Below are 22,715 nucleotides of genomic sequence, written 5' to 3' on the forward strand. Positions count from 1 at the left end.
GAAGCCGCGCGTGATGCGCCGGGGCTAGGACGTGCCCTGCTTGTCCAGCGGCACCTCGGCGAGCACCGCCGAGCCGGCATCGCGCAGCTGGATCACCGAAATGTCGTTCAGCATCACCGGCACGGCGCCGGTCATCTGCGTCGTGCCGGTTGTTGTGGCCAGCCAGGCTCCGGCCTGCTCGGCGCTTCCCGCCGCATCCAGCACCCACAGCGAAAGCTGTCCATCGGTGGGCAGGTCGCGGCCGTCGAAATGGACTTCGGTGCCCCAGGCCTTGGCCTTCAGTCCCAGATCCACCTGTGCGCCGGTGCCGCCGCGCACCTCGTAGCTGGCATCCATTGCCGGCGCCTGCGCGGGGAACAGCACCGTAGAGAGCCCGAGCCCCAGCGCCACCGATGCTGCCACGGCCGCTGCCAAGCCGGCGCCCTTCACGATCCTCCGGCGCCGCCGCCGCGCCCGCAGGCCATCCAGTGTTCGCTCCGGTGGTGCCTGCCCGTGCTCGGCGGTTTGCTCCGCAGTCTGCTGCGCGGGCCGCTCCATGAGCAGGGCATGGGCGGTGGCCTCGTCCAGGGCGCGCAGCCGCGGACCGATGGCGCCGAACTGCTTGGCCTCCTGCTGGCATTGCTGGCACCCGGCCAGGTGCGCTTCGAATGCCGCATGTTCTGCCGGTGCCAACCCGCCGAGCAAGTAGGCCCCGAGGTCGATATGCTCGTTCACTTCTCCACTCCCATTTCGGCCAGGATCCCGCGCAACGAGCGCAGGGCATAGTAGGCGCGGGACTTCACGGTACCCTCCGGGATCTGCAGCTCCAGAGCCGTTTGGGCCACAGTGGAACCGAAGTAATGCAGATGGACTACCACCTGCCGATGCTCAAGGCTCAAGCGCATCAGTGCTTCCTCCATCAAGATCCGGTCCAGCGCCTCGGCGATGCCGGCGGTCGAATCCCTGGACTCGGGGTCGACTTCTCCCAGCGGGATTGCCGAGATCCTCGCGGCGGCTCGGCGATGCCTGTCGATGATGACATTGCGCGCCGTGGCAAAGAGGTAGCTGCGCAGCGAACCGGTCACCTCCGGCGAGGCTCTCCAGACCCGCAGCACCGTTTCCTGCACCACGTCGTCGGCTTCCTCCTGGCTGCGGGCTACCCGCAGCGCGAAACGCCGCAGGGCATCGCCATGCTCCCGGTAGATATCGGAGACTATCTGCGCATCCAAGGGCACCTTCTTCGGGTTCGGCTTCCTATGATCCAAGGCTTCACTTCCCTAGACGCAGCGCAGCGGCAAATAGTTCACCCATGCCCCAAGTATGCATAAGAACTTCCCTGGCCGGTGAACCAGATCACGATTCACTGCGTCTTAGTGGGTGAAGGCGTGGCAAGCACGCTGCCCGAGAATGCGGCTGAGCCTGCATGACGAGAGGAATGACCATGGGCAAGAAGAACAGCAAGCCGTTTGCGGTTGCAATGGCAGTCCTGTGCTCCGCGGTGTTGCTGCTGGCGGGATGCAGCGGCGGCACCGGTTCCGGCAATGGCGGCGGGGACGGTTATGGTGGCGGTTATGGCGGCGGGGTAGACAGCGCCAGCGAAGCGCCAAGCGAAAGCGGGTCCGGCGCTGACTTGGGTGCTGCCTCCACCGGTTTGGGAGATGTTGTGGTGGATTCGCAGGGCATGACCCTGTACTACTTCACCAAGGATGAGAAGGGAACGTCGAGCAGCGCGTGCACCGGCGATTGCCTGGCCAAGTGGCCGATCGCCACGACCACGAGCGATGAGCCGGTCCTGGAGGGTGTCACCGGCGAAGTCGGCACCATAGAAAGCCCCGATGGCGAAAAGCATCTGACGCTCAACGGCATGCCCCTGTACACCTTTGCCCAGGATGCCAAGCCCGGGGATACTGCCGGGCAAGGCGTCGGCGGGGTCTGGTTCGCGGTGGCTCCCGACGGGACGATGATTCAATGAGCAATGATCCAATAATCCCTGGCAATCATCGTCGGGAAACCAGCCGGGCCGGCACGCGAAGCAGCATGCCGGCCCGGCCTGTGGCTCCTGCGGCTACTTGGCGACAGTGAAGCGCAGGGTGCGTACTTCGAACGCGCCCAGCTTCAGTGGCACTGCGCCATCGGCCAGTTCGATGCACTGCCTGTCCAGTTCGTCTTCCAGCAGGCTCACGGTGGATGCCTGCGAGATCTGCGCATTGACCCGCAAGCTGCCGCTGGCACGGCGTCCCAGGGATTCGTAGACGCGCACCACCAGATCGCCGGAGCGGTCAGCCGCCAGCTTCACGCTGGAGACCACCAATCCCTCGCCGGATATCGTAACCAGCGGGTCCACGCCTTGCGCGCCGTCGATGACGCGCTCGTCGCTGTTCAGCAACGCGCCGGCCGCAGTTGCGGTGGCCACGTCTGCGCCGATCACCAAGCCGTAGCGGTGGGTCTGCACGCCCTGGTCGGTTTCCGGGTCGGGGAAGCGCGGGGCACGCAGCAGCGAAAGCCGCATGGTCGTGGTGACCTCCGCGTCCTTGGCATCACGGGTGACATCGAAACCGTAGATGGAATCATTGACCAGCGCCGCGCCGAAGCCGGGCTCCTCGGCCAGCACGAAGCGGTGCATGGAAGTTTCGAACTTCGCCGCTTCCCAGCTGGTATTCATGTGGGTCACGCGCTTGTGGTAGCCGAACTGCGTTTCGGCAATTGCGTGCTCCGCACGGATATCCAGCGGGAAGGAGACCTTCAGGAACTTCTCGGCCTCATGCCAATCGGTGCTCTGCGAGATCTGCAGGGTCCGCGAGCCGGGAGCCAGCGACAGTTCCTGCACCAGCGTGGACTGCGAGAAGCTGCGGGCAATCGTGACGACCTGGCTGCCGTCCTCGCGCGAAGACAGCTCAAGGCTGTCGAGCTCGCGCAAGTCGGTGACCTGGTTGCGGTAGTACTTGTCCACGTCCCAGGCATCCCACATGTTCGGGAAGTCCTGGTGCAATTGCAGCAGGTTCGCTTCCTGGCCTGCGGCGATCGTTTCGCGGCCGGTGGCCAGATCCACGGCGGAGGTCAGCAGGCCCTGGGCATTGATCGCCACACGAACCAGCGAGTTCTCCAGGACATATCCGCCGTCCAGGGAGGTTGCCCTGACCGGGGACGCGGCAGCAGGCTGCACCGGCTTGGCCTGTCCGAAGGCCAAGGAATTGCGGGTGAACGCGGCGCCGTTGAACGCAATCGGGGTGGATCCTTCGCCGGCCAGCTGCTGCTGGGCGGTGCGGATCAGTGCTTCGGCCTGCTCGATCACCTGCGCATAGCGGGCCACGACCTCGCGGTGCACCCACGCAATCGAGGTGCCGGGCAGGATGTCGTGGAACTGGTGCAGCAGCACCGTCTCCCACAGTTCGTCAAGCAGTTCATAGGGATAGTCGGATCCGGTGCAGAGCGCAGCGGTGGCGGCCCACAGCTCGGCTTCGACCAGCAGCTGCTCGGTGCGCCGGTTGCCCTGCTTGGTCTGGTGCTGGCTGGTCAGCGTGGCGCGGTGCAATTCCAGGTAGAGCTCGCCCACCCAGACCGGAGGGTTGGGCAGTTCGGCCTTGGCCCGGTCGAAGAAGTCGTTGGGGTGTTCCCAGGCCACCTTCGCGCTGCCTTCCAGGTTGGCCAGGCGCTTGGCCTTGCCGGTCATTTCGCGGGTGGTGCCGCCGCCGCCATCGCCCCAGCCCACCGGCGCGATGGAATTGTTCGTGACCCGCGCTTCGCGGAACTGGCGCGATGCCTTGGCGACCTCCTCGCCGGAAAGCTGCGAATTGTAGGTGTCCATCGACGGGAAGTGGCTGAACATGCGCGAGCCGTCGATGCCTTCCCAGTCGAAGGTGTGGTGCGGGAACTTGTTCTGCTGGTTCCAGGAGATCTTCTGGGTGAAGAACCATTCGAAGCCGGCACGGCGCATCAGCTGCGGCAGGGCGGGGGAGTAGCCGAAGGAGTCCGGCAGCCAGACGCCTTTCGAGGTGATGCCGAATTCCTTGCGGAAGAAATTCTGGCCGTAGAGGAACTGGCGGACCAGCGATTCGCCCGAGGGCATCACGGTGTCGGATTCGACCCACATGCCGCCCAGCGGCAGGAAACGCCCGTCGGCTACCGCCTGCTTGACCCGCTCCCAGACTTCCGGGCGGTGGGTCTTGAGCCACTTGTACTGCTGGGCGCTGGACATGCCGTAGAGGAATTCTTCCTCGTCGCCCAGCAGCTCCACCATCGAGGAGCAGGTGCGCGAGACCTTGCGGATGGTTTCGCGCAGCGGCCACAGCCAGGCCGAGTCGATGTGCGAGTGGCCGATGGCCGAAATCTGGTGGGCGCTGTGTTCCGCCGGGGCGGCCAGGACCTCGGCCAGCTCATCGCGGGCGGCCTGCGCGGTCTGCGCGATGCGCTGCAGATCCAGCACGTCCAGGGCGTTGTCCATGGCCTGCAGGATCTGCATCTTGCGCGGCGTTTGCCCAAGCTGCTCCTGCAAATCCAGCAGCACTTCCAGATCCAGGGAGAGTTCATGCACCACGGGCTCGAAGACCGCCAGGTCCATCCGGCGGGTGGTGTACAGGCGGCGCGAGGAGGAGGTGAGAATATCGCCCTGCTCGGTGGGCAGGAACGGGTGGTAGTCGAGCAGCACCGGATTGGAGGCGGCTTCCAGATACAGGTCGATGACCTCATCGCCTTCGGCGCAGGCGGTGATTGGCACCCACTGGTTGCGCGGGTTGACCGCCTTGATGGTGATGCCATCCGGGCGGTACACCAGTCCCTCGCATTGGAAGCCGGTCATGTTGACGTCAAAGCCCAGATCAATCACCGCTTCGACGCGGCGTCCCGCCCACTGCGACGGCACCCGGCCCTGCAGGTGGAACCACGTGGTGCCCCACGCCGCGCCCCAGGGCGTCCCGACGGAGGTCGGCTGGTAGTCCAGTGCCAGGCCCTCGGCCGGGGTGACCGGCTCGCCGGGCAGCTCATGCCATGACAGATCCAGCGGCAGGGTTTCCGAATATATCGCTGGAAGGATACGCTCGGTCAGAACGCGGCGGACGCGTCCGATGGTCAGGGAAATGTCGTCGTGCATCAGGGCCTTCCGTTTGTGCGCTCCGCAGAAAATGAGCTCCCTAGCCAGACTACCGAAATATCAGGTGCTGAGCTGGTCCAACTCGCGTTCGCCAGAAGAAGGCAGGGCTCAGGCCGCGTCGTCCTCGCCACCGGTGACATCCTGGTCGAGGGCATCGCGGACGAAATCGCCGCCCAGCGGTTCGGTATCCCAGCGAGCCAGCGACCACTGCCCGCCGATACCCAGCTCCAGCAGGGAGCCGCCGGTGTTCTCGATGACCAGCTGCGATGCCGCATCGGGGGACATCTTGGTGGCCCAGGCGCTGAAGACGCGGATGGCCGCACCATGGCTGAAAACCGCTGCGGTTCCAGAGTAGTCCTGCGCTTGCGCGATGGATTCCAAGGCTTTGGAATAGCGCTCGATGAAGTCGTAGCCGTTCGGCCCGCCGGGCATGTTCTGCTCCCAATCGCCGTGCATCCAGGAACGCAGGCACATGACATAGGCGGATCGCGATGCCTCATCTGCCAGCATTTCCAGCTCGCCCGCCGAGATCTCTTCAAGGCCGTCAATGACACGCACCGGTTCTGCAATTGACTCGCTCAGCGGCTGGGCTGTGAGCTGCGTGCGGTTCAGCGTTGAGGCGTAGATCGACTGCAGCTGCCCGTTGCCGAGTACCTGCGGCAAGGCGCGAGCCTGGCGATGGCCCAGCGGGGTGAGGCTGGCACCGGGAAAAGCGGTATCGAGCTTCCCGGCAACATTCGACGGGGTTTGCCCATGCCTGATGAGTTGAAAACGCATATCCTCTGCTTCCTTGGCCTAGCGGTCCTGGATCCTAGGGATAGCACGGTTTCGCGCAAACGCGGAATGGCTTCTCGCACGGAAGAAGCATTTCGATCTGGAATGATGATTTCCGCTTCGTCTCAGCACTGCCCGTCCGCTATCGTGAATTCGACAGGTGGCAAGCCGCGACCTGGAAGTTCCCCAGATCGGAATCCGCTCATGCGTTCAGATGCTCTTCGGCGACGTGAGAACATCCTTCGAGTTGCTCGTGAATTATTTGCCGAACACGGCGCCCAGATCGCAATGGAAACCATTGCAGAGGCAAGCGGTGTCGGCATCGGCACACTCTACCGGAACTTCGCTGATCGGCTGGCATTGGTTGAAGAAGTCACCCTCGTCATGCTGGAGGATATCCGCAGCGCCTCGCAGCAGGCGATCGAGCGGCTTGACGCAAATGACGCAGAGGGCTGGGATGTCCTGCTGGGCACGCTGATCGAGCAGAATCTCGGGGCGCTGAGCGAAGCATTGGGGCTGCAGCTGCCCAAGAAGGTCAGCCCGCGCATCCTCGAAGCCCAGAACGAGGCCGCCAAGACCCTGAACTCCGCCTTGGAACTGGCCAAGAACGCCCAGCTGGTCCGCGCCGACATCTCCGGGCTGGAATTGATTGCCGCCGTCGGGTCCATGACCCGTCCGCTGCCGCGGGCGTTCAGCAACAGCCAGCCCGGCCTGGAAGAGCGCATCGTGCAGATCATGCGTGACGGCTTGCGCCCGCAACCTGCGCAGAACTAGAAAATGCCGGCACCAATGGTGCCGGCATTCGCTATTGGGGGAGAGATTCAGTCCAGCTGCAGTCCGCGGGTTTCCGGTGCGAAGCGTGCCATGAACAGGATGGCCAGCAGCACCAGCGCGGTCGCGCCGGCAAACAGCCAGCCCAGCCCCACCACGGGCCACAGTGCCGCGAAAATCAGCGGGCCGAAACCGGCGGCAAAGCGCGACATGGTCGAGGCCCAGCCGAAACCGCTGGCCCGCAGCTCGGTGGGGTACAGCTCCGAAACGTAGGCATACAGCACCGGAATGGCCACCTGGACAATGACGCCGAAGACCAGCACCCAGCCAATCGCGGCCGCTGGGATGTCGAGGTTCTGCGCGACGATGACCAGCACGAGGCCGGAGAGCGGGGCGGAGATCGCCAGCAGCCACTTGCGGCCCACCCGCTCCACCAGCCAGGCGGCCAGCACGACGCCTGCCAGGCCCATCAGCGCCATCACCGCGGTGGCGAAGAAGGAGGCTGACTGGGCCATTCCGGCTTCGGTGAGGATCGACGGCAACCAGGTCAATGCCAGGTAGTAGACCAGCAGAATGGTCATGAACAGCAGCCAGCTGGTGGCGGTGATCTTCCATGAATACCGCCACAGTGAGGCCACCTGCTCCCACCAGCGCGGAGCCTTCCCCAGTTCCACCGGCTCGATCGCGTAGTCGCGCTTGGTTGCCCCGGTGCGTTCCACCAGCTGGTCGATGACCGCACGGGCTTCCGCATCCCGGCCCTTGGCGGCCAGGAACAGCGGGGACTCGGGCATGGAGCGGCGCACCAGGTACACCATGAACGCCGGCAGGATCATGACTGCCAGGATCAGCCGCCAATTATCCGCGGTGGCCATCACCCAGCCGGAGACGAAGAAGGACAGCGCCGCGCCCACCGGCCACCAGCCGTCCATGGCGGTGAGCACGCGTCCGCGCAGCTTGGCGGGCGTGAATTCGCCGACCAGCGCATAATCCACCGGGATGCAGCCGCCCAGGCCGACACCGGCCAGGAAGCGGAAGGCGACGAAGAAGCCGAAGCTCGGCGACAATGCGCCGAGGACGGTGAACAGCGAGAACATCAGCAGCGTCAGGCTGAACGCGTTCTTGCGACCGTACCTGTCGGCGATCCCGCCCCAGAGGAACGCGCCTACGGCCATGCCCACCAGGTTGGAGGTGCCCAGCAGGGCCGCGGTGGGACGATCAAGTCCCCACTCTTGGGCGACCAGGGGAATCAGCGCGCCGTTGAGCGTGACGTCCCAGGCGTCGAACATGAAGCCGAGGCCGCCGATAATGAAAATGGTGCCCTGCACCTTCCATTTGAATGGCAGCTCTTGCACGATGGTCGTGCCAGAGGGCAGGGGTGCGGAAGACACAGTGGTGCACCTTTCGGTGTGCGAGCGGAATTGGTGTGTACCGCGTGAAGCATAGCCGAAAACCGGGGTGCAGGTGTAGCTCTCTACGCTTCTTATCGCACCGCGTCAAGGCCTGTTGCAAGCGACGGCAAGGGAGTAATCTTCGGACATGGGAGTAGATTGGACCGCTCTCGAAGAGGCTATCCGGGTGACTGCCCTTCGACACGCAGCGGAAGTGATAGCTGGACACCCGGACCAAGACTTCTATGCCATTGCCCTGCATGGCGTCAGCACCGAGGAAAGCGAAACCATCGCCATGCCGTTGCTGGCCCTGAACTCGGTGCAGGCCCTGGAACGCGACCGCCTCACTGAGTCCCGCGAGCAACTGGTGGAACGCGGCGAGGACACCGATGAGCCTGCCGACTACGAAGACCGTCCCGATGCCGAAGGCGATGGAAGCCTTGGACCCGAAACCGTCACATTGGAAGAAGATTCGCTGCTGATCTCGGATTCCGAGGACGAGGACGACGAGCCGGAAGATGGCGAGGACTCCGACGGGGAAGACCTCGATGACGTCTTGGCCTCCCTGGAAGCGGACTTGGAAGAAGACGACGCGGAGAGCTTCTACTCGGATAAGTGGGAGCCCAGCGATTGGCACTGGTCATCCATTGATTTATGCGAAGACCCGGCGGCTACCCTGTGGTCTGATGCGATGACCGGGCTGGCCGCACGCGAAGGCTGGGAACCGACCATCAAGCGCTACTACCACACGCTGGTTGCGGTGGCCCGTTCCTTGCGCGAGGAGTTGAATGAGCGGACCAAGGTTGATCTGGTGGCCTATGTCGCGGATGAGGAGCATGCTGAGAAGCTCCTGCAGCTTTGCCTGACTGACAAGCAGCTTTCCACGTATTTCCCGCAGCTTTCCGCACTATCCGAAGGGGCTTGACACGAACTGAAATTTCGGTGCCTTCGTTGGTTAGAATGTTGGCGGTGGCCTCTGCGCTGCCCGCCCCATTCATTCTCACCGCCGGGAGAAAAATTTCGTGAGTAAGACCGTGCTGGACAAAGTCGCTATCCGTCGCGCGCTGATTTCCGTCTACGACAAGACCGGCTTGGAGGAGCTGGCCGCTGGTTTGCATGCAGCAGGCGTGCAACTGGTATCCACCGGTTCCACGGCCAAGAAGATCGCCGCCGCTGGAATTCCCGTGACCGAGGTCGAGCAGGTGACCGGTTCCCCTGAAATGCTCGACGGACGCGTCAAGACCTTGCACCCGCGCATCCACGGCGGCATCCTCGCCGACCGCCGCGTCGCCGAGCATATGGACACCCTTTCCTCGATGGACATCGAGCAGATCGACCTGGTCGTGGTGAATCTGTACCCGTTCGTGCAGACCGTTGCCTCCGGCGCCTCCCAGGACGAAGTGGTCGAGCAGATCGACATCGGCGGCCCGGCCATGGTCCGCTCGGCAGCGAAGAACCACGCCGCCGTCTCCATCGTGGTTGACCCGGCGTTCTACCCGCAGGTCATCTCCGCCGCCTCCGAGGGCGGCTTCGATCTGAAGACCCGCCAGCGTCTGGCCGCCAAGGCCTACGCGCACACCGCAGCCTACGACACCGCGGTCGCTTCGTGGACCGCCAGCCAGTTCCTCGATGAGGACGGCGACGGCGTCATCGATTGGCCAGCCTATGCAGGCGTGGCCCTGCAGCGCGCCGAGGTGCTGCGCTACGGCGAGAACCCGCACCAGCAGGCAGCGCTCTACGTGGATGAGGCCGCCCCGGCCGGCATCGCCCAGGCCGACCAGCTGCACGGCAAGCCAATGAGCTACAACAACTACGTGGACGCGGATGCCGCACTGCGCGCCGCCTACGACTTCGAGAAGCCTGCTGTTGCGGTCATCAAGCACGCCAACCCTTGCGGTGTGGCAGTGGCTTCGGATGGTGCTGCAGACCCGATTGCCGACGCGCACCGCAAGGCGCACGCCACCGACCCGGTGTCGGCCTTCGGCGGCGTGATTGCCGCTAACCGCACGGTCACCAAGGAAATGGCTGAAACCGTCAAGGGCATCTTCACCGAGGTTGTCATTGCCCCGGATTTCGAAGAGGAAGCAGTGCAGATCCTCTCGGCCAAGAAGAACATCCGCCTGCTGGCCCTGCCAGATGGCTATGGCCGCAACAAGAACGAATTCCGCCAGGTCTCCGGCGGCATGCTGGTCCAGGCCGGCGACAAGATCGACGCCGAGGGCGACAACCCGGCGAACTGGACCCTGGCTGCCGGCGAGGCGGCTGACGCCGCGACCTTGGCAGATCTGGAATTCGCCTGGAGCGCCGTGCGCGCCGCGAAGTCCAATGCGATCCTGCTGGCCAAGGACGGTGCCGCCGTGGGCATCGGCATGGGCCAGGTCAACCGCATCGACTCCTGCAAGCTGGCAGTGGAGCGCGCCAACACCTTGGGCGTGCAGGTCGAGTCCGGCGCAGATGCCGCCGGCGGTGCCGAAAACGCCACCGGTGCTTCCGAGCAGCGCGCGCAGGGCGCAGTGGCCGCTTCGGATGCATTCTTCCCGTTCGCCGATGGACTGCAGATCCTGATCGACGCCGGCGTCAAGGCTGTCGTGCAGCCAGGCGGCTCGGTGCGCGATGAGGAAGTCATCGCGGCCGCGAATGAAGCTGGCATCACCATGTACTTCACCGGTGCACGCCACTTCTTCCACTAGGAACTAGCCACGCCGTTTCGGGCCGTGCAGCCAGCGCTTGCCGCGCTGGCTGCACGGCCCGCGGCGCTTAATGGATATCTGCACGGCTGAGGCACGGACCACCACCGCATCGGGAGCAGCCGGAATCGGTCTGCCTTCGCCTATTCCCAGCACCAGGCTTTGCTGCGGTTCTCTGTCGTTTAGAACAACAGAGCTCCCGTCGTTACGTTTCAGTCTGCAAGGAATCTTGCTTATACAGCTATTTTGACTACTTGTCTAACAACTCTTGTCCCGCATTATGGGACAACAGTTGTATCGAACCGGCTCTCCTTGGTGATGGCATGGAATGCAGGTGGCGCGCCAGGGCGAGACTGCCTGAACCTTATCCCCGATACCGAAACCAACGGTGACTATCGATGGATCGTTCTCGGGCGACTCGGTAAAATTGAGTAGGGCAACTTTCATGGAAGGAGCCGACCTTGGCCGAGAAGTTTGATATCGAGGAACGCTGGCCGGAACTGTTTACGCAGCTCGACGCCAACCAGCGTAATGCCATTCGTCAGGCGCTAGCCTCAGCTTGGCACGAGGGATGGGTTCCCAACCGCGAGGGCGTAGAGAACCTGACCGACGTTGCCCGCGGCGCGATCGACAATGCTGAGTATTTGCGTCGTGTGCGTGAGGCTGCTCACCGATGCCTCATCGGAGTCCACTGCGGGCAAGGGCTAAATAATAGAGTTGGGTTCCGGGGAGTTGGCCTAAGCGAATAGCTGCGGGGGACATTCTTCAGTTGATCGAGATCCGGCTCGGCCGCCATCCTCGCCAAAATATTTTCCCAATCTGCCGATAAAAGTTCGACTTCAGAGAACCAAACGCGTCCTAACGCGGAAGCAACGTCAGTGCCTGAAGTCATGACCTAAAGAGCCCCGCCCTAGGTGGACGATGCCTAATATTCCAAGCGGAAGCACTGCGAAATAAAAAAATTTGTCGTTGGCGTCTAACCGCGGCAAGCTCGGGACGGCTACGAGCTATTGCGCTATTTTGTGCTGGTGAAGCGGGATTTTTCTTCAGACGCCAACCGTTGGTGCTGAATCACTAATCGCCGCAGCTGCTCTGCGTGTTGTGTCCGGCAGGTAAATTGTTCAACAACCTGTTGCCAAAGTTGTTCAACAACCTGTAAAGTCGTCTCCATCATATTGACCTTGTGACGGTTGTCACCACTATCGCATTGGAACGTCAGCATGGCACTTCCTGAGTCAACATCTCAAACCAGCAAGGCACGGCGCACAGCGCTGCTCGGTGCCATGTTCCTGATGGCCACCAGCGCCATCGGCCCGGGCTTCATCACCCAAACCACAGAGTTCACGGTACGAATTGGCGCGGCCTTCGCCTTCGCCATTGTCGTCTCCATCCTCGTGGACATCGCCGTCCAGCTGAATGTTTGGCGCGTCATCGGCGTTTCCGGCATGCGTGCCCAGGAACTGGGCAACAAGGTCCTGCCGGGCATCGGCTGGTTTCTGGCCGTGCTGGTCTTCATTGGCGGCATGGTCTTCAACATCGGCAACATCGCCGGTACCGGCCTGGGCCTGAATGCCATGCTTGGCGTTGACGCAAAGATCGGTGGCGCGATCTCCGCGGTCGTTGCCATCTTGATCTTCCTGTCCAAGAAGGCAGGCATGGCCCTGGACCGCATCGTGGTGATGCTCGGCGCCGTGATGATCCTGCTGATGCTATACGTGGCAATTGTGGCAGCCCCTCCGGTGGGCGATGCGATCCGCAACGTGGTGCTCCCCGAGAAGATCGACTTCCTGATCATCACCACCCTGATCGGCGGCACCGTCGGCGGCTACATCACCTACGCCGGCGCCCACCGCATGATCGATTCGGGCACCTCGGGCGTGGAACACGTCAAGGAGATCTCCAATACCTCCACCCTGGCGATTATCGTCACCGGCGTCATGCGCGTGCTGCTCTTCCTCGCGATCTTGGGCGTTGTGGCCGGTGGCGTCGCATTGACCAGTGACAACAAGGCGGCTGAGGCCTTCGGCCACGCGGCTGGCCCGATCGGCATCCGTGCCTTCGGCGTCATCCTCTGGGCTGCCGCACTGACCAGCGTGATCGGTGCCGCCTACACCTCGGTTTCCTTCATCACAAAGCGCACCACCCCGGAGCGCACCCGCAACCTGATCACCGTGGCCTTCATCGTGGTCTGCGGCATCATCTACATGTTCCTGGGCCAGGCGCCAGCAACCCTGCTGATCTTCGCCGGCGCATTCAACGGCCTGATCCTTCCCGTGGGCTTCGCGGTACTGCTCTGGGTGGCATGGCGCCGCCGCGACCTGCTCCACGGATATAACTACCCCAAGGCCCTGCTGGCAGTCGGTGCCTTGACCTGGCTGCTCAGCGTCTACCTCGGCTGGAACTCGATTTCGGGTCTGGCAGCACTCTGGAACGGCTAGGAGAAGGACAATCATGAAGGACTTATCGAGCCTCGGGCAGACGGAACGTGCGGCCATGGCCCCGAGCGAGGCCCGCGAGCTGTTCCGTGCCGGACAGGTGCTCCCGACCGCGGGAATCAGTGCCGGATACGCGCAGGCAAACCTGATTATCGTTCCCCAGGAGCTGGCTTTCGATGTGCTGCTCTTTGCCCAGCGCAACCCCAAGTCCTGCCCGATCCTCGGTGTCCTGGAAGCCGGGCAGACCAGCAACGAGTTGCTGGAAGGCGGAGATATCCGCACCGACGTGCCGAAGTACATGGTTTACGAAAACGGGGTCAAGGTGGCTGAACCCACCGACCTGTCAGAGTACTGGCGTGATGATCTGGTGACCTTCATTGTCGGCTGCTCGTTCACCTTCGAGAGCGCACTGATGGAAAGCGGCATTTCCATCGCGCATATCGACCAGGGCGTGAACGTGCCAATGTACAAGACCAATATCCGCTCGCAGTCGGCCGGAGCGATGTCAGGTCCGATGGTGGTCTCCATGCGCCCGATTCCCGCCTCGCAGGTGGCCGACGCGGTGCGGATTACCTCCCGCTATCCGGCCGTTCACGGGGCGCCGGTGCATATCGGGAACCCGGAAGAACTGGGCATCAAGGATTTGGGCGCACCGGACTTCGGCGATGCAGTGCAGATCCCGGAAGGGACGATTCCGGTGTTCTGGGCCTGCGGCGTCACGCCGCAGGCGGCAGTGATGGAGTCCCGCCCGGCATTGGCCATCGGCCATGCGCCAGGGCACATGCTCATCACCGATATCAGGGATTCCCAGTACCAGGTTCCCTAGCCCCCATAGACTGGACGCGGCGGCCTTCCCCCAGAGGCCGCCGCGTTCATTTTTTAAGTGGTCTGCTGCTGTACCCAGGTCTGGACTTCAGCAAGCAGCTCCTGCTTGGATGCTTCATCCAGGAAGGTGGATTCAAAGGAATTGCTCGCCAGCGTGGCCAGCTGCTCGGTGCTGAAGTTGAAGCTTTCCATGAGCGAGGCGAAGTTGGCATCCATGTATCCGCCGAAGTAAGCAGGGTCATCGGAATGCACCGAAACCTTCAGGCCTTTTTCGAGCATCTGCGGCAGCGGATGGTCTGCCATGGTGTCCACTGCCCGCAATCGGATGTTGGACAGCGGGCAGACGGTCAACGGCATCTGCTTCTCGACCAGGCGCTGGACCAGCGCCGGGTCATCCAGGCAGCGGATGCCGTGGTCCACGCGCTCAACCTTCAGCAGGTCCAGCGCTTGCCAGATGTAGTCTGCCGGTCCTTCCTCGCCCGCGTGGGCTACGACGTGCAGACCGTGGGCGCGGGCGTAGTCGAAGACTTCCTGGAACAGTTCGGGCGGGAATCCCAGCTCCGAGGAATCCAGGCCGATGCCATCGATGTCGTGATTCTCGGCGACCAGCAGCTTCATCAAGTCCATTGCTTCGGCCGCCGGGGCATGGCGCCAGAAGCAGGCGATGAGCTTGTGGGAGATTCCCCAGCGCTCCAGCCCCACATTCAGGCCGGCACGGATGCCGGCAATGACATCGCCCAGGCCCAGGCCGCGCTGGATGTGGGCCTGCGGGTCGAAGAACAGTTCCACATGGCGCACGCCCGAGTCATGGGCGCGCTGCAGGTAGGCCAGGGTAATTTCACGGAAGTCCTCAGCCGTGCGCAGCACCACCATGTTCTCGTAGAACAGGTCGAGGAATGACTGCAGATTGCTGAATTCGTATTTTGCGCGCAGCTGGTCAACGGAGGCGTACGGCAACTCGACACCGTTCTTTGCCGCCAGCTCCATGATCATCTCTGGCTCCAGCGTTCCTTCAAGATGGATATGCAATTCGGCTACGGGCAATTTCACGGACTCAGCGACCTTCCAAGCTGGGGAGAACGTCCGAGGCCGTAATGAAACGGCGACGGCACGCAATGGTTTCGTTAAACCATACGTCGGCTATCTATGTGCTTGCTTGGGTTGTGGTTGGCTCAGCGGCAGCAGCTGGAGGGCATCCAGCTGCTGCTCGCATAGGGAGGCAAGGACACCGAAAATACACCGTGGAACCGCATGGAACGGTGGCTGCAGTGGAGAATACCCGGGAAGATCCCGGAATTCGCGTCTAGGGCCACAGCGGAAGATGCGCGCTGCAGCGTCGACGGATTGAATTCTGGAAACACGGATCCACCCGCAGGCCAGTGGGAAAATCCAAAGGCGAATGAGAGGGAAATCGCAGGCAGGAAAGGCAATGACCAGCTGGAAAGCTAGTTGGAGCGATCCTCGATGTGCCTGAGCAATTCGGCTTCAGCGGTGTCGAGATAGTCGCGCAAGGTCTGTGCAGCTTCCATGCGTTTTCCAGCGCGCAGCAAGTCCAGCAGCTGCGCATTGCGCTCTACGTAGTGCGAATGGAAATCCGGGGCATCGCTCATGGCATGGAAGACCAGGCGCATGCGGGCCAGCACACGGCCCATCAGCTCCTGGAGCAGATCGCTATCCGAGGAGGCCACCAGCTGTTCGTGGAATGCCTGGTTGGCGCTGGCCATCCGCGGCACATCGCCAGCAGCCAGTCCGGCTCGCGCCTCGGCGATGATCTCTTCCAGCCGGTCCAGATCCAGGCCCTCGCCCCAGGCCAGGCAAGCCGGTTCGACGGTGCGGCGAACCGCATAGATTTCCCGTACGTCATCAGCATCCGGCGAGGCCACGAAAACACCGCGGTTGGGGATGCGGGTGATGATCAGCTCGCTATTGAGCAAGGTGAAGCTTTCGCGCAAGGTATTGCGCGAAAGCCCCAGCGATTCGGCCAAGGCCTGCTCGGAAAGCTTGTCCCCGGGCAGCAGCTCGCCTTCGGCGATGCGGCGGCGCAACACGCTTGCCGCCCAAGGTCCACTGTGCGCGTGGGGAGCCTTGGATTGCTGCGAGATGCTGTTGGTGGCGTTCATGCTTCCAATTTATCCCAACTGGCCTGTGCCGTTGGACGGCGTGGCCACGACGCTAGCCGATGGTGCCCAGGGTGTCGCCGCGGCGCAGAGCCGCCCCGGCGCCCAGATCCGCGGCCTGGAAGGTGCCACCGCGGTGCGCGGTGATGGTGGATTCCATCTTCATCGCCTCGACAATGGCTACGCTCTGCCCTTCGGTGACCTCGCTGCCATCTTCCACGGCGAAGCGGACCAGGTTCCCGTCCATGGTGCTGCGCACCGCGGCGGCATCCACTGCTCCGCCATCCTCATCCTGCGGGGCGGCGGTGCTGCCGCCCCCCGAGGTATTGCGCAGCGCATTGGTCAGCGCCGCGGGAAGACCCAGCTGGACTGCCTTGCCATCGAGCTCAATGGTGATGGTCTCGCGGCTGGTGTCGCGCTGGTCCAGATCCATTTCGTCACTAGCTTCGACTTCGTTGAGGAACTCGTCCTCGATCCATGTGGTGTAGACACCCAGCGAATCGCCGTTGAACGCCTCATGCTCGATCACTGCACGGTGGAAGGGCAAGACCGTGGGGAGCCCGGCAATGCTGATTTCCTCCAGGGCCAGGCGGGCCCGGCGGATGGCCTGGTCGCGGTCGGCACCGCGCACGATCAGCTTGGCGATCATCGAGTCGTAGTACGGGGGAATGACCGAGCCGCTGCGCACGCCCGAGTCCACGCGCACGCCGGCCCCGGTTGGCGCTTCGAAGCGCTCAACGGTGCCAGGGGCGGGAAGGAAGCCGCGGGCCGGGTCCTCGGCATTGATGCGGAATTCGATGGCATGGCCGGTTGGCTGCGGGTCCTCGGTAATGGACAGCGGCAGGCCGTCGGCGATGCGGAACTGCTCGGCCACCAGGTCCACCCCTGAGGTCTCCTCGGTGATCGGGTGCTCCACCTGCAAACGGGTGTTGACCTCCAGGAAGGAAATCAGCCCGTCCTGGGCCACCAGGTATTCCACGGTGCCGGCCCCGACGTAGCCGGCTTCCTTGCAGATCGCCTTGGCGGATTCGTGGATCCGGGCGCGCTGCTCATCGGTCAAGAACGGTGCCGGGGCCTCTTCCACCAGTTTCTGGTGGCGGCGCTGCAGCGAGCAGTCGCGCGTGCCGACCACCACCACGTTGCCGTGGGTATCGGCCAGCACCTGCGCCTCGACGTGGCGCGGCTTGGACAGGAAGCGTTCCACGAAGCACTCGCCGCGGCCGAAGGCCACGGTGGCCTCGCGGGTGGCGGATTCGAAGGCATCGGAGATCTCCTCCAGGGCGTGGACAATCTTGATGCCGCGGCCGCCGCCGCCGAATGCGGCCTTGATGGCCACCGGAACGCCGTGCTCTTCGGCGAAGGCGCGTACCTCGCTGGCATCAGCCACCGGTCCGTCGGTGCCGGGGGCCAGCGGGGCGCCGGCGCGGACCGCGATCTGCCGGGCGGTGACCTTGTTGCCCAGGGCCTCGATGGCTTGCGGCGACGGGCCGATCCAGCTCAACCCTGCATCGATGACTGCCTTGGCGAAGTCCGCGTTCTCCGAGAGGAAACCGTAGCCGGGGTGCACGGCGTCGGCTCCACTGCGCTTCGCGATGCCGATGATCTTCTCGATATCCAGGTAGGTCTCCGCCCCGGTGGAACCGTGCAGCGGGTACGCCTCGTCGGCGCGGCGCACATGCAGCGCGTCGGCATCCGGATCAGAATAGATGGCTACCGAAGCAATGTTCGCGTCGGTGGCGGCCCGGGCAATGCGGACAGCGATTTCGCCTCGGTTGGCGATGAGTACTTTCTTCATGGCAATTCCTTAGGCGTCAGATGCCGCGTGTCCGGCAGCGGGTTGGAGGATGAATTGGATTTTGCTTCCGGGAGGAAGCTGCGCGGCTGCGCTCAGGTCTTCGGCAATGACAGTGGCGATCACCGGGTAGCCGCCGGTCACCGGGTGGTCTGCGAGAAACAGCACCGGCAGGCCGGAGGGCGGCACCTGCAGGGATCCGCGGGCCACGCCTTCGCTGGCCAGCTCGCCTTCGCGCACGCGCTGCAGCGGCTGCTGCCCGGTAGCCAGGCGGACGCCCACGCGGTTGGATTCGCTAGTGACGTCCCAGACCTGCGCGGTGAGCTGCTCAAGGCCTGCCGGGCCGAACCAGTCGGCGCGCGGACCGGGGATGACGCGCAGCGTGTACACGCCGCTAGCGTCCGGTACCGGCAGGGTGCTCGGTTCGCTGTTGCCGACAATGTGGCCGATGCGCGGGCGCTGCACCTCAAGCATGCTCCCGGCCTGCAACGGCTCGGGGCCCAGCCCGGAGAGGGTATCGGTGGACAGCGAGCCGAGGACCGGCTCCTGCGCGATGCGCCCGCGCACCGCGAGGTAGCTGCGCAGCCCGCGCCCAGCGGGTTCAACATCCAGGCGCTCGCCGTGCAGCAGGGCGAATGGCGCGTTCATCGCCACCTGGCGCGGGGTGCGCAGCTCATCGTCCTCGGCCGGGGTGATCAGCAGTTCGGCTTCGGCTCCGGCCAGCGCCAGCACCTGGTCCTGCTCGGCTTCGACGCTCAGGCGGCTGCCGAGGTTCTCGATCACTGCCTGGCCCGGCTGGTTTCCGACCAGGCGGTTGGCCTGATGGAAGGCGGCCGGGTCGGCTGCGCCGGCGGCGCCGACGCCCAGGTTGCCGTAGCCGATGCGCCCGGCATCCTGCAGCAGCGATTGCAGTCCGGGATCAAGGATCCGCAGGCCTCCGACGCCGGGATCCTGCACGGTGGCGGGCTGGGCGGCCGGTGCCTGGAGGGAAATCCTTTCGGTGGCAGGAATGAACTTCACGGTGTCCTGCGGGCGGATCAGCGCAGGATTCTCGCGGTCCAAGTCCCACATCTGCAGATCGGTATGGCCGATCAGCTGCCATCCGCCGGGGGACTGGCGCGGGTAGACGGCCGAGTAGTCCCCAGCCAGTGCGACGGCACCAGCAGGCACCTTGGTGCGCGGGGTATCGCGGCGCGGGACATTCAGCAGCTGATTCTCGCCGAGCAGGTAGGCGAAGCCCGGGGCGAACCCGCCGAACACCGCACGCCAGGACTGGCTGGAATGGGCCTTGATGACCCCGTCGATGCCCAGGCCGGTCAGTTCGGCCACGGCGGCCAGATCCTCGCCGTCATAGTGCACCGGAACCTCGACGATCTTGCCAGCTGCGTGCGCAACGCTGCCGATGTCCAGTCCGGGCAGCTGCTGGCTGGCCTGGGCGGCTTCTTCGGAGGTCCCGAATTTCAGGAACAGGGTTTGGGCTGCAGAAAGCAGGTCGCGCTGCCCGGGCAGCGGGTCAGCTTCCAGCGCGGCAGTGAGCGCCAGCACCGAGTCGAGCGAATCGAGGTCGACCAGCAGGTCGTGCGATCCTGCCCGGTGGATGGCGCGGATGCTCACGCGAAGCTCCGGATCTGCACTCCGGCGTGTTCCAGGCCGGCGCGCACGGCGCTGGCCATGGCCACGGCGCCGGCGGTGTCGCCGTGCAGGCAGATGCTTTCGGCAGGCATCTTGATGGTGCTGCCGTCCACGGCGACAATGGTGCCTTCGGTGGCCAGGCGGACCATGTTCTCGGTGACTACAGCCGGGTCGTGGAGTACGGCGTTGGCTTCGCGGCGGGAGACCAGGGTGCCTTCCGGGGTGTAGTTGCGGTCGGCGAAAGCTTCGGCGACGCCGCGCAGGCCGGCGGCTTCGGCCTTCTGCAGGGCAACGGAGCCGGGAAGCAGCAGCACCGGCAGGTCGGTGCCGAAGGCCTTGATGGCATCGGTGACCGCTTGGGCGTGCACCTCGTGGTGCACGATGGTGTTGTACAGGGCGCCGTGCGGCTTGACGTACTTGATTTCGCTGCCGGCGCTGCGGGCCAGCGCCTGCAGGGCCCCGAGCTGGTAGAGCACGTCATCGGCCAGTTCGGTGGCGGAGCAATCCAGGAAGCGGCGGCCGAAGCCTGCCAGGTCGCGGTAGCCCACGTGGGCGCCGATGGTGACCTGGGCTGCCACGGCATCGCGGCAGGTCTGGGCGATGGTGCTCGGATCTCCGGCGTGGAAGCCGCAGGCGACGTTGGCGGAGGAAACGGAGGTGAAGATGGCGGCATCGTCGCCCATCTTCCAGTTGCCGAAGGACTCTCCGACGTCCGAATTCAAGTCTATATATGGCATTGTGATCCCCGTCTCGTGAAAACCTGTTGGTAAAAGAATGCCTCAATTTCCGTAATTGTTCAACAATCTTGACGTCGAGTTTGGAGGACAGCTCTGCGAAGGACCGGAGGAATTGCCCCGAATTGCGTGCTGAACAGGAGAATTGCGCCAAGAAAGGGAAAACCCGGGGCCGGGGATTCCGTATGGAATCCCCGGCCCCGAGCCGGTCTCGTGCTGGACTGTGCGCCGCTTAGCTTTAGTCCTCTTCTTCGCCGTCGGCACCTTCATGGCCGAACGGGATGGGCGCGCTCTGCGCGTCGTCCGGATCAGGGACAGCAGTATTCTCGCCCTCTTCTTCGCCGTCGGCACCTTCATGGCCGAACGGGATGGGCGCGCTCTGTGCGTCGTCCGGATCAGGGACAGCAGTATTCTCGCCCTCTGGATCCGGGGTCTGGCGTGGTCCTGTGGTTTCGTCGTGGTTTGCGGTTCCCATGGTTGCTTCCCTTCTTCCGTGCCTTGTCTTGATGCCAGCTGGAGGGTGCTGGTTCCACACAGCCTAGCCGGGGTAGCTGCGTGGAGTCTGGCGCGCTCAGCGAACTACCATGTTCGCCCGCAGTGGAACGGTGCCCGCGGGCAGCATCCGCGGCGAGTCGGCCAGCTACGACAATCCGATGGCGTTGCCCTGCTCGTCGACATCCATGTGCACGGCAGCCGGAACCTTCGGCAGGCCCGGCATCGTGGTCAGCGCCCCGGTAATTGCCACGATGAATCCGGCACCGGTCTTGGGAATCAGCTCGCGGACCTGCACGGTGAAGCCGCTGGCGGCGCCGAGCAGCTGCGGGTCATCGGAGAAGGAATATTGCGTCTTGGCGATGCAGACCGGCAGGTGGGACCACCCATTGTCATTGATCTGCTGGAGCATCCGCCGGGCCTTGGGGGAGTACTCGACGCCTTCGCCCCCGTAGATTTCGCGCACCAGGGCCAGGATCTTGTCCTCGACCGGTTGCTCCAGCTCGTACAGCGGGGAGAAGTTGCCCGGTTCCTCGATGGCGCGCAGCACCGTGGCGGCCAGCTCGGTGGCCCCGGCCCCGCCGTGGCCCCAGACATCGGCTACGGCGCAGGCGATGCCCTGCTGCGCTGCCCAGCTGGTGACCGCTTCCAGCTCGGCATCGGTATCCGTGGTGAAGCGGTTGATGCCGATCACCGGCTTGATGCCGAACTTGGCGATGATCGACGCGTGGCGTTCAAGGTTCGGTAGCCCGGCCCGTACGGCCTCGACGTTTTCGGTCCTTAGCTCTTCCTTGGGTACCGAACCATGCATCTTCAGCGCGCGGACGGTGGCGACAATGACCACCGTGTCCGGCGGGCACCCGGCGTAGCGGGCCTTGATGTCCATGAATTTCTCGGCGCCCAGGTCGGTGCCAAAGCCTGCCTCGGTCACCACCACATCGGCCAGTGCGCGGGCGGTGTTGGTGGCGATGGCCGAGTTGCAGCCGTGGGCGATGTTGGCAAAGGGCCCGCCGTGGATCAGCGCAGGAGTGCCGCCGATGCTCTGCACGAGGTTGGGCTTGATGGCTTCCTTGAGCAGCAGCGCCATGGCACCTGCCGCCCCCAGGTCATCGGCGGTGACCGGAGCCTTGGAGTAGGTGTATCCGACGGTGATCCTGCCCAGCCTGGCACGCAGGTCCGCAAGCCCGGTGGCCAGGCAGAACACCGCCATGACTTCGGAAGCGGCGGTAATTTCAAAGCCTGTTTCACGGGGAACCCCGTTGGCGGTACCGCCCAGGCCGATCACCACGTGGCGCAGTGCCCGGTCGTTCATGTCCAGCACCCGCTTGAAGGTGATGGACCGCGGGTCGATGCCCAGCGCGTTGCCTTGCTGCAGGTGGTTGTCGAGCATTGCCATGAGCAGGTTGTTCGCGCTGGTGATGGCGTGGAAATCCCCGGTGAAATGCAGGTTGATCTCGTCCATGGGCAGCACCTGGGACTGTCCGCCGCCAGTGGCTCCGCCCTTCATGCCGAAGCTCGGGCCGACCGAGGGTTCGCGCAGCGCGATCATGGTCTTGGTCCCGGTGGCCGCCAGCGCATCGGCCAAGCCCACCACCATGGTGGACTTGCCTTCCCCTGCCGGTGTCGGGGACATGCCGCTGACCAGGACCACTTTTCCGCGCCGGGTACCGGTGGGCAACAGCGCCGGATCGATCTTGGCTTTGTACTTGCCATAGGGCTCCAGTGCGGCGTCCGGGATTCCGGCGGTCTCGGCGATCCGGGAGATCGGTGCGAGCACTGCCCGCGAGGCAATCGCGAGATCGCTCATGTCGGTGTCCTGCACTGCTGCCATGCTGCGTCCCCTATCTGGCGGCCCGGTGATCCGGGGATGAGGAAAACCAAGGCTTTTGGTATTCCCTGATTGGCCTTCAAGCTATCACCTTGCAGGCGAGGGGAGAACATGGAACGGAGCTTTTCCGGGAATTGGCAAAGACGTCAGCATTGCGCCCCTGAAGACAGCATCT

At 64.1% G+C, this 22,715-nt stretch carries 20 protein-coding genes; 7 read left to right on the forward strand and 13 right to left on the reverse strand.

Annotated elements, in window-relative coordinates; genetic code table 11:
- Positions 1-24: 24 nt before the first annotated feature.
- Together BKX98_RS06020 and BKX98_RS06025 are read right to left on the reverse strand one after the other, a co-directional pair.
- Entirely contained in the window at positions 25-714 is a 690-nt protein-coding gene (locus BKX98_RS06020) for an anti-sigma factor (RefSeq protein ID WP_073706533.1), read from the reverse strand.
- Complete coding sequence (locus BKX98_RS06025; RefSeq protein ID WP_038990211.1) at positions 711-1,214, reverse strand: sigma-70 family RNA polymerase sigma factor; 504 nt, start codon at positions 1,212-1,214, stop codon at positions 711-713. Before BKX98_RS06025 ends, BKX98_RS06020 begins: the two co-directional genes overlap by 4 nt.
- A gap of 206 nt (positions 1,215-1,420) precedes the next feature.
- Between BKX98_RS06025 and BKX98_RS06030 the strand changes: the two genes are divergently transcribed.
- Positions 1,421-1,951: a hypothetical protein gene (locus BKX98_RS06030; protein WP_233125295.1), complete on the forward strand. Its 531-nt coding sequence runs from the start codon at positions 1,421-1,423 to the stop codon at positions 1,949-1,951.
- Positions 1,952-2,044: 93 nt separating this feature from the next.
- On the opposite strand, the gene BKX98_RS06035 is transcribed toward BKX98_RS06030, so the two are convergent.
- Together BKX98_RS06035 and BKX98_RS06040 are read right to left on the reverse strand one after the other, a co-directional pair.
- Positions 2,045-5,065: a glycoside hydrolase family 38 C-terminal domain-containing protein gene (locus BKX98_RS06035; protein WP_073706534.1), complete on the reverse strand. Its 3,021-nt coding sequence runs from the start codon at positions 5,063-5,065 to the stop codon at positions 2,045-2,047.
- Positions 5,066-5,173: 108 nt separating this feature from the next.
- Positions 5,174-5,842: a histidine phosphatase family protein gene (locus tag BKX98_RS06040; RefSeq protein ID WP_073706535.1), complete on the reverse strand. Its 669-nt coding sequence runs from the start codon at positions 5,840-5,842 to the stop codon at positions 5,174-5,176.
- Between the two features lie 201 nt (positions 5,843-6,043).
- Between BKX98_RS06040 and BKX98_RS06045 the strand changes: the two genes are divergently transcribed.
- Positions 6,044-6,613, forward strand: coding sequence for a TetR/AcrR family transcriptional regulator (locus tag BKX98_RS06045; protein ID WP_073706536.1), 570 nt, complete (start codon positions 6,044-6,046; stop codon positions 6,611-6,613).
- Positions 6,614-6,660: 47 nt separating this feature from the next.
- Here the strand turns inward: BKX98_RS06045 and BKX98_RS06050 are convergent, their stop codons facing one another.
- A complete protein-coding gene (locus BKX98_RS06050; protein WP_073706537.1) occupies positions 6,661-7,998 on the reverse strand; it encodes an MFS transporter in 1,338 nt (445 codons plus the stop codon).
- 187 nt (positions 7,999-8,185) lie between these two features.
- Here BKX98_RS06050 and BKX98_RS16985 point away from each other — a divergent pair, with 187 nt between their 5' ends.
- The 3 genes from BKX98_RS16985 (at position 8,186) to BKX98_RS06065 (ending at position 11,434) form a co-directional block, all read left to right on the forward strand.
- Positions 8,186-8,923, forward strand: a complete 738-nt coding sequence (locus BKX98_RS16985) for a hypothetical protein (protein WP_158024665.1) — start codon at positions 8,186-8,188, stop codon at positions 8,921-8,923.
- A gap of 97 nt (positions 8,924-9,020) precedes the next feature.
- Positions 9,021-10,688 carry a bifunctional phosphoribosylaminoimidazolecarboxamide formyltransferase/IMP cyclohydrolase gene (purH, locus tag BKX98_RS06060; RefSeq protein WP_073706539.1) on the forward strand — a complete coding sequence of 556 codons (1,668 nt, stop codon included), beginning with the start codon at positions 9,021-9,023 and terminating at the stop codon, positions 10,686-10,688.
- Positions 10,689-11,146: 458 nt separating this feature from the next.
- A complete protein-coding gene (locus tag BKX98_RS06065; protein WP_073706540.1) occupies positions 11,147-11,434 on the forward strand; it encodes an antitoxin VbhA family protein in 288 nt (95 codons plus the stop codon).
- A gap of 266 nt (positions 11,435-11,700) precedes the next feature.
- Here BKX98_RS06065 and BKX98_RS06070 read toward each other — a convergent pair whose 3' ends face one another.
- Positions 11,701-11,907 (reverse strand): hypothetical protein, encoded by a 207-nt coding sequence (locus BKX98_RS06070; RefSeq protein ID WP_073706541.1) that lies wholly within the window; start codon positions 11,905-11,907, stop codon positions 11,701-11,703.
- Between BKX98_RS06070 and BKX98_RS06075 the strand changes: the two genes are divergently transcribed.
- Both BKX98_RS06075 and BKX98_RS06080 read left to right on the forward strand, forming a co-directional pair.
- Positions 11,906-13,123, forward strand: a complete 1,218-nt coding sequence (locus BKX98_RS06075) for an NRAMP family divalent metal transporter (RefSeq protein ID WP_073706542.1) — start codon at positions 11,906-11,908, stop codon at positions 13,121-13,123. The two genes, BKX98_RS06070 and BKX98_RS06075, sit on opposite strands and share 2 nt — an antisense overlap.
- Positions 13,124-13,136: 13 nt before the next feature.
- Complete coding sequence (locus BKX98_RS06080) at positions 13,137-13,946, forward strand: putative hydro-lyase (RefSeq protein ID WP_073706543.1); 810 nt, start codon at positions 13,137-13,139, stop codon at positions 13,944-13,946.
- A 53-nt stretch (positions 13,947-13,999) separates the two neighbouring features.
- Here BKX98_RS06080 and BKX98_RS06085 read toward each other — a convergent pair whose 3' ends face one another.
- From BKX98_RS06085 to BKX98_RS06120, 7 genes are all read right to left on the reverse strand, one after another.
- The gene (locus BKX98_RS06085) at positions 14,000-14,995 is read right to left on the reverse strand and encodes an adenosine deaminase (protein ID WP_073706544.1); all 996 of its coding nucleotides are present in this window, start codon (positions 14,993-14,995) and stop codon (positions 14,000-14,002) included.
- Between the two features lie 395 nt (positions 14,996-15,390).
- The gene (locus BKX98_RS06095) at positions 15,391-16,065 is read right to left on the reverse strand and encodes a GntR family transcriptional regulator (RefSeq protein WP_073706546.1); all 675 of its coding nucleotides are present in this window, start codon (positions 16,063-16,065) and stop codon (positions 15,391-15,393) included.
- A 52-nt stretch (positions 16,066-16,117) separates the two neighbouring features.
- Positions 16,118-17,857, reverse strand: a complete 1,740-nt coding sequence (locus tag BKX98_RS06100) for a biotin carboxylase N-terminal domain-containing protein (protein ID WP_073706547.1) — start codon at positions 17,855-17,857, stop codon at positions 16,118-16,120.
- Between the two features lie 9 nt (positions 17,858-17,866).
- On the reverse strand, positions 17,867-19,468 hold the full coding sequence (locus BKX98_RS06105; RefSeq protein WP_073706548.1) for a carboxyltransferase domain-containing protein: 1,602 nt from the start codon (positions 19,466-19,468) through the stop codon (positions 17,867-17,869).
- Positions 19,465-20,223 (reverse strand): LamB/YcsF family protein, encoded by a 759-nt coding sequence (locus BKX98_RS06110; RefSeq protein WP_073706549.1) that lies wholly within the window; start codon positions 20,221-20,223, stop codon positions 19,465-19,467. The genes BKX98_RS06105 and BKX98_RS06110 overlap by 4 nt, the downstream gene beginning before the upstream one ends.
- A gap of 235 nt (positions 20,224-20,458) precedes the next feature.
- Positions 20,459-20,695 (reverse strand): hypothetical protein, encoded by a 237-nt coding sequence (locus tag BKX98_RS06115; RefSeq protein ID WP_073706550.1) that lies wholly within the window; start codon positions 20,693-20,695, stop codon positions 20,459-20,461.
- 165 nt (positions 20,696-20,860) lie between these two features.
- A complete protein-coding gene (locus tag BKX98_RS06120; RefSeq protein ID WP_073706551.1) occupies positions 20,861-22,543 on the reverse strand; it encodes a formate--tetrahydrofolate ligase in 1,683 nt (560 codons plus the stop codon).
- Positions 22,544-22,715: the final 172 nt, after the last annotated feature.

This window comes from Glutamicibacter sp. 0426 (genome assembly GCF_001906485.1).
GTDB classification, from domain to species: domain Bacteria; phylum Actinomycetota; class Actinomycetes; order Actinomycetales; family Micrococcaceae; genus Glutamicibacter; species Glutamicibacter nicotianae.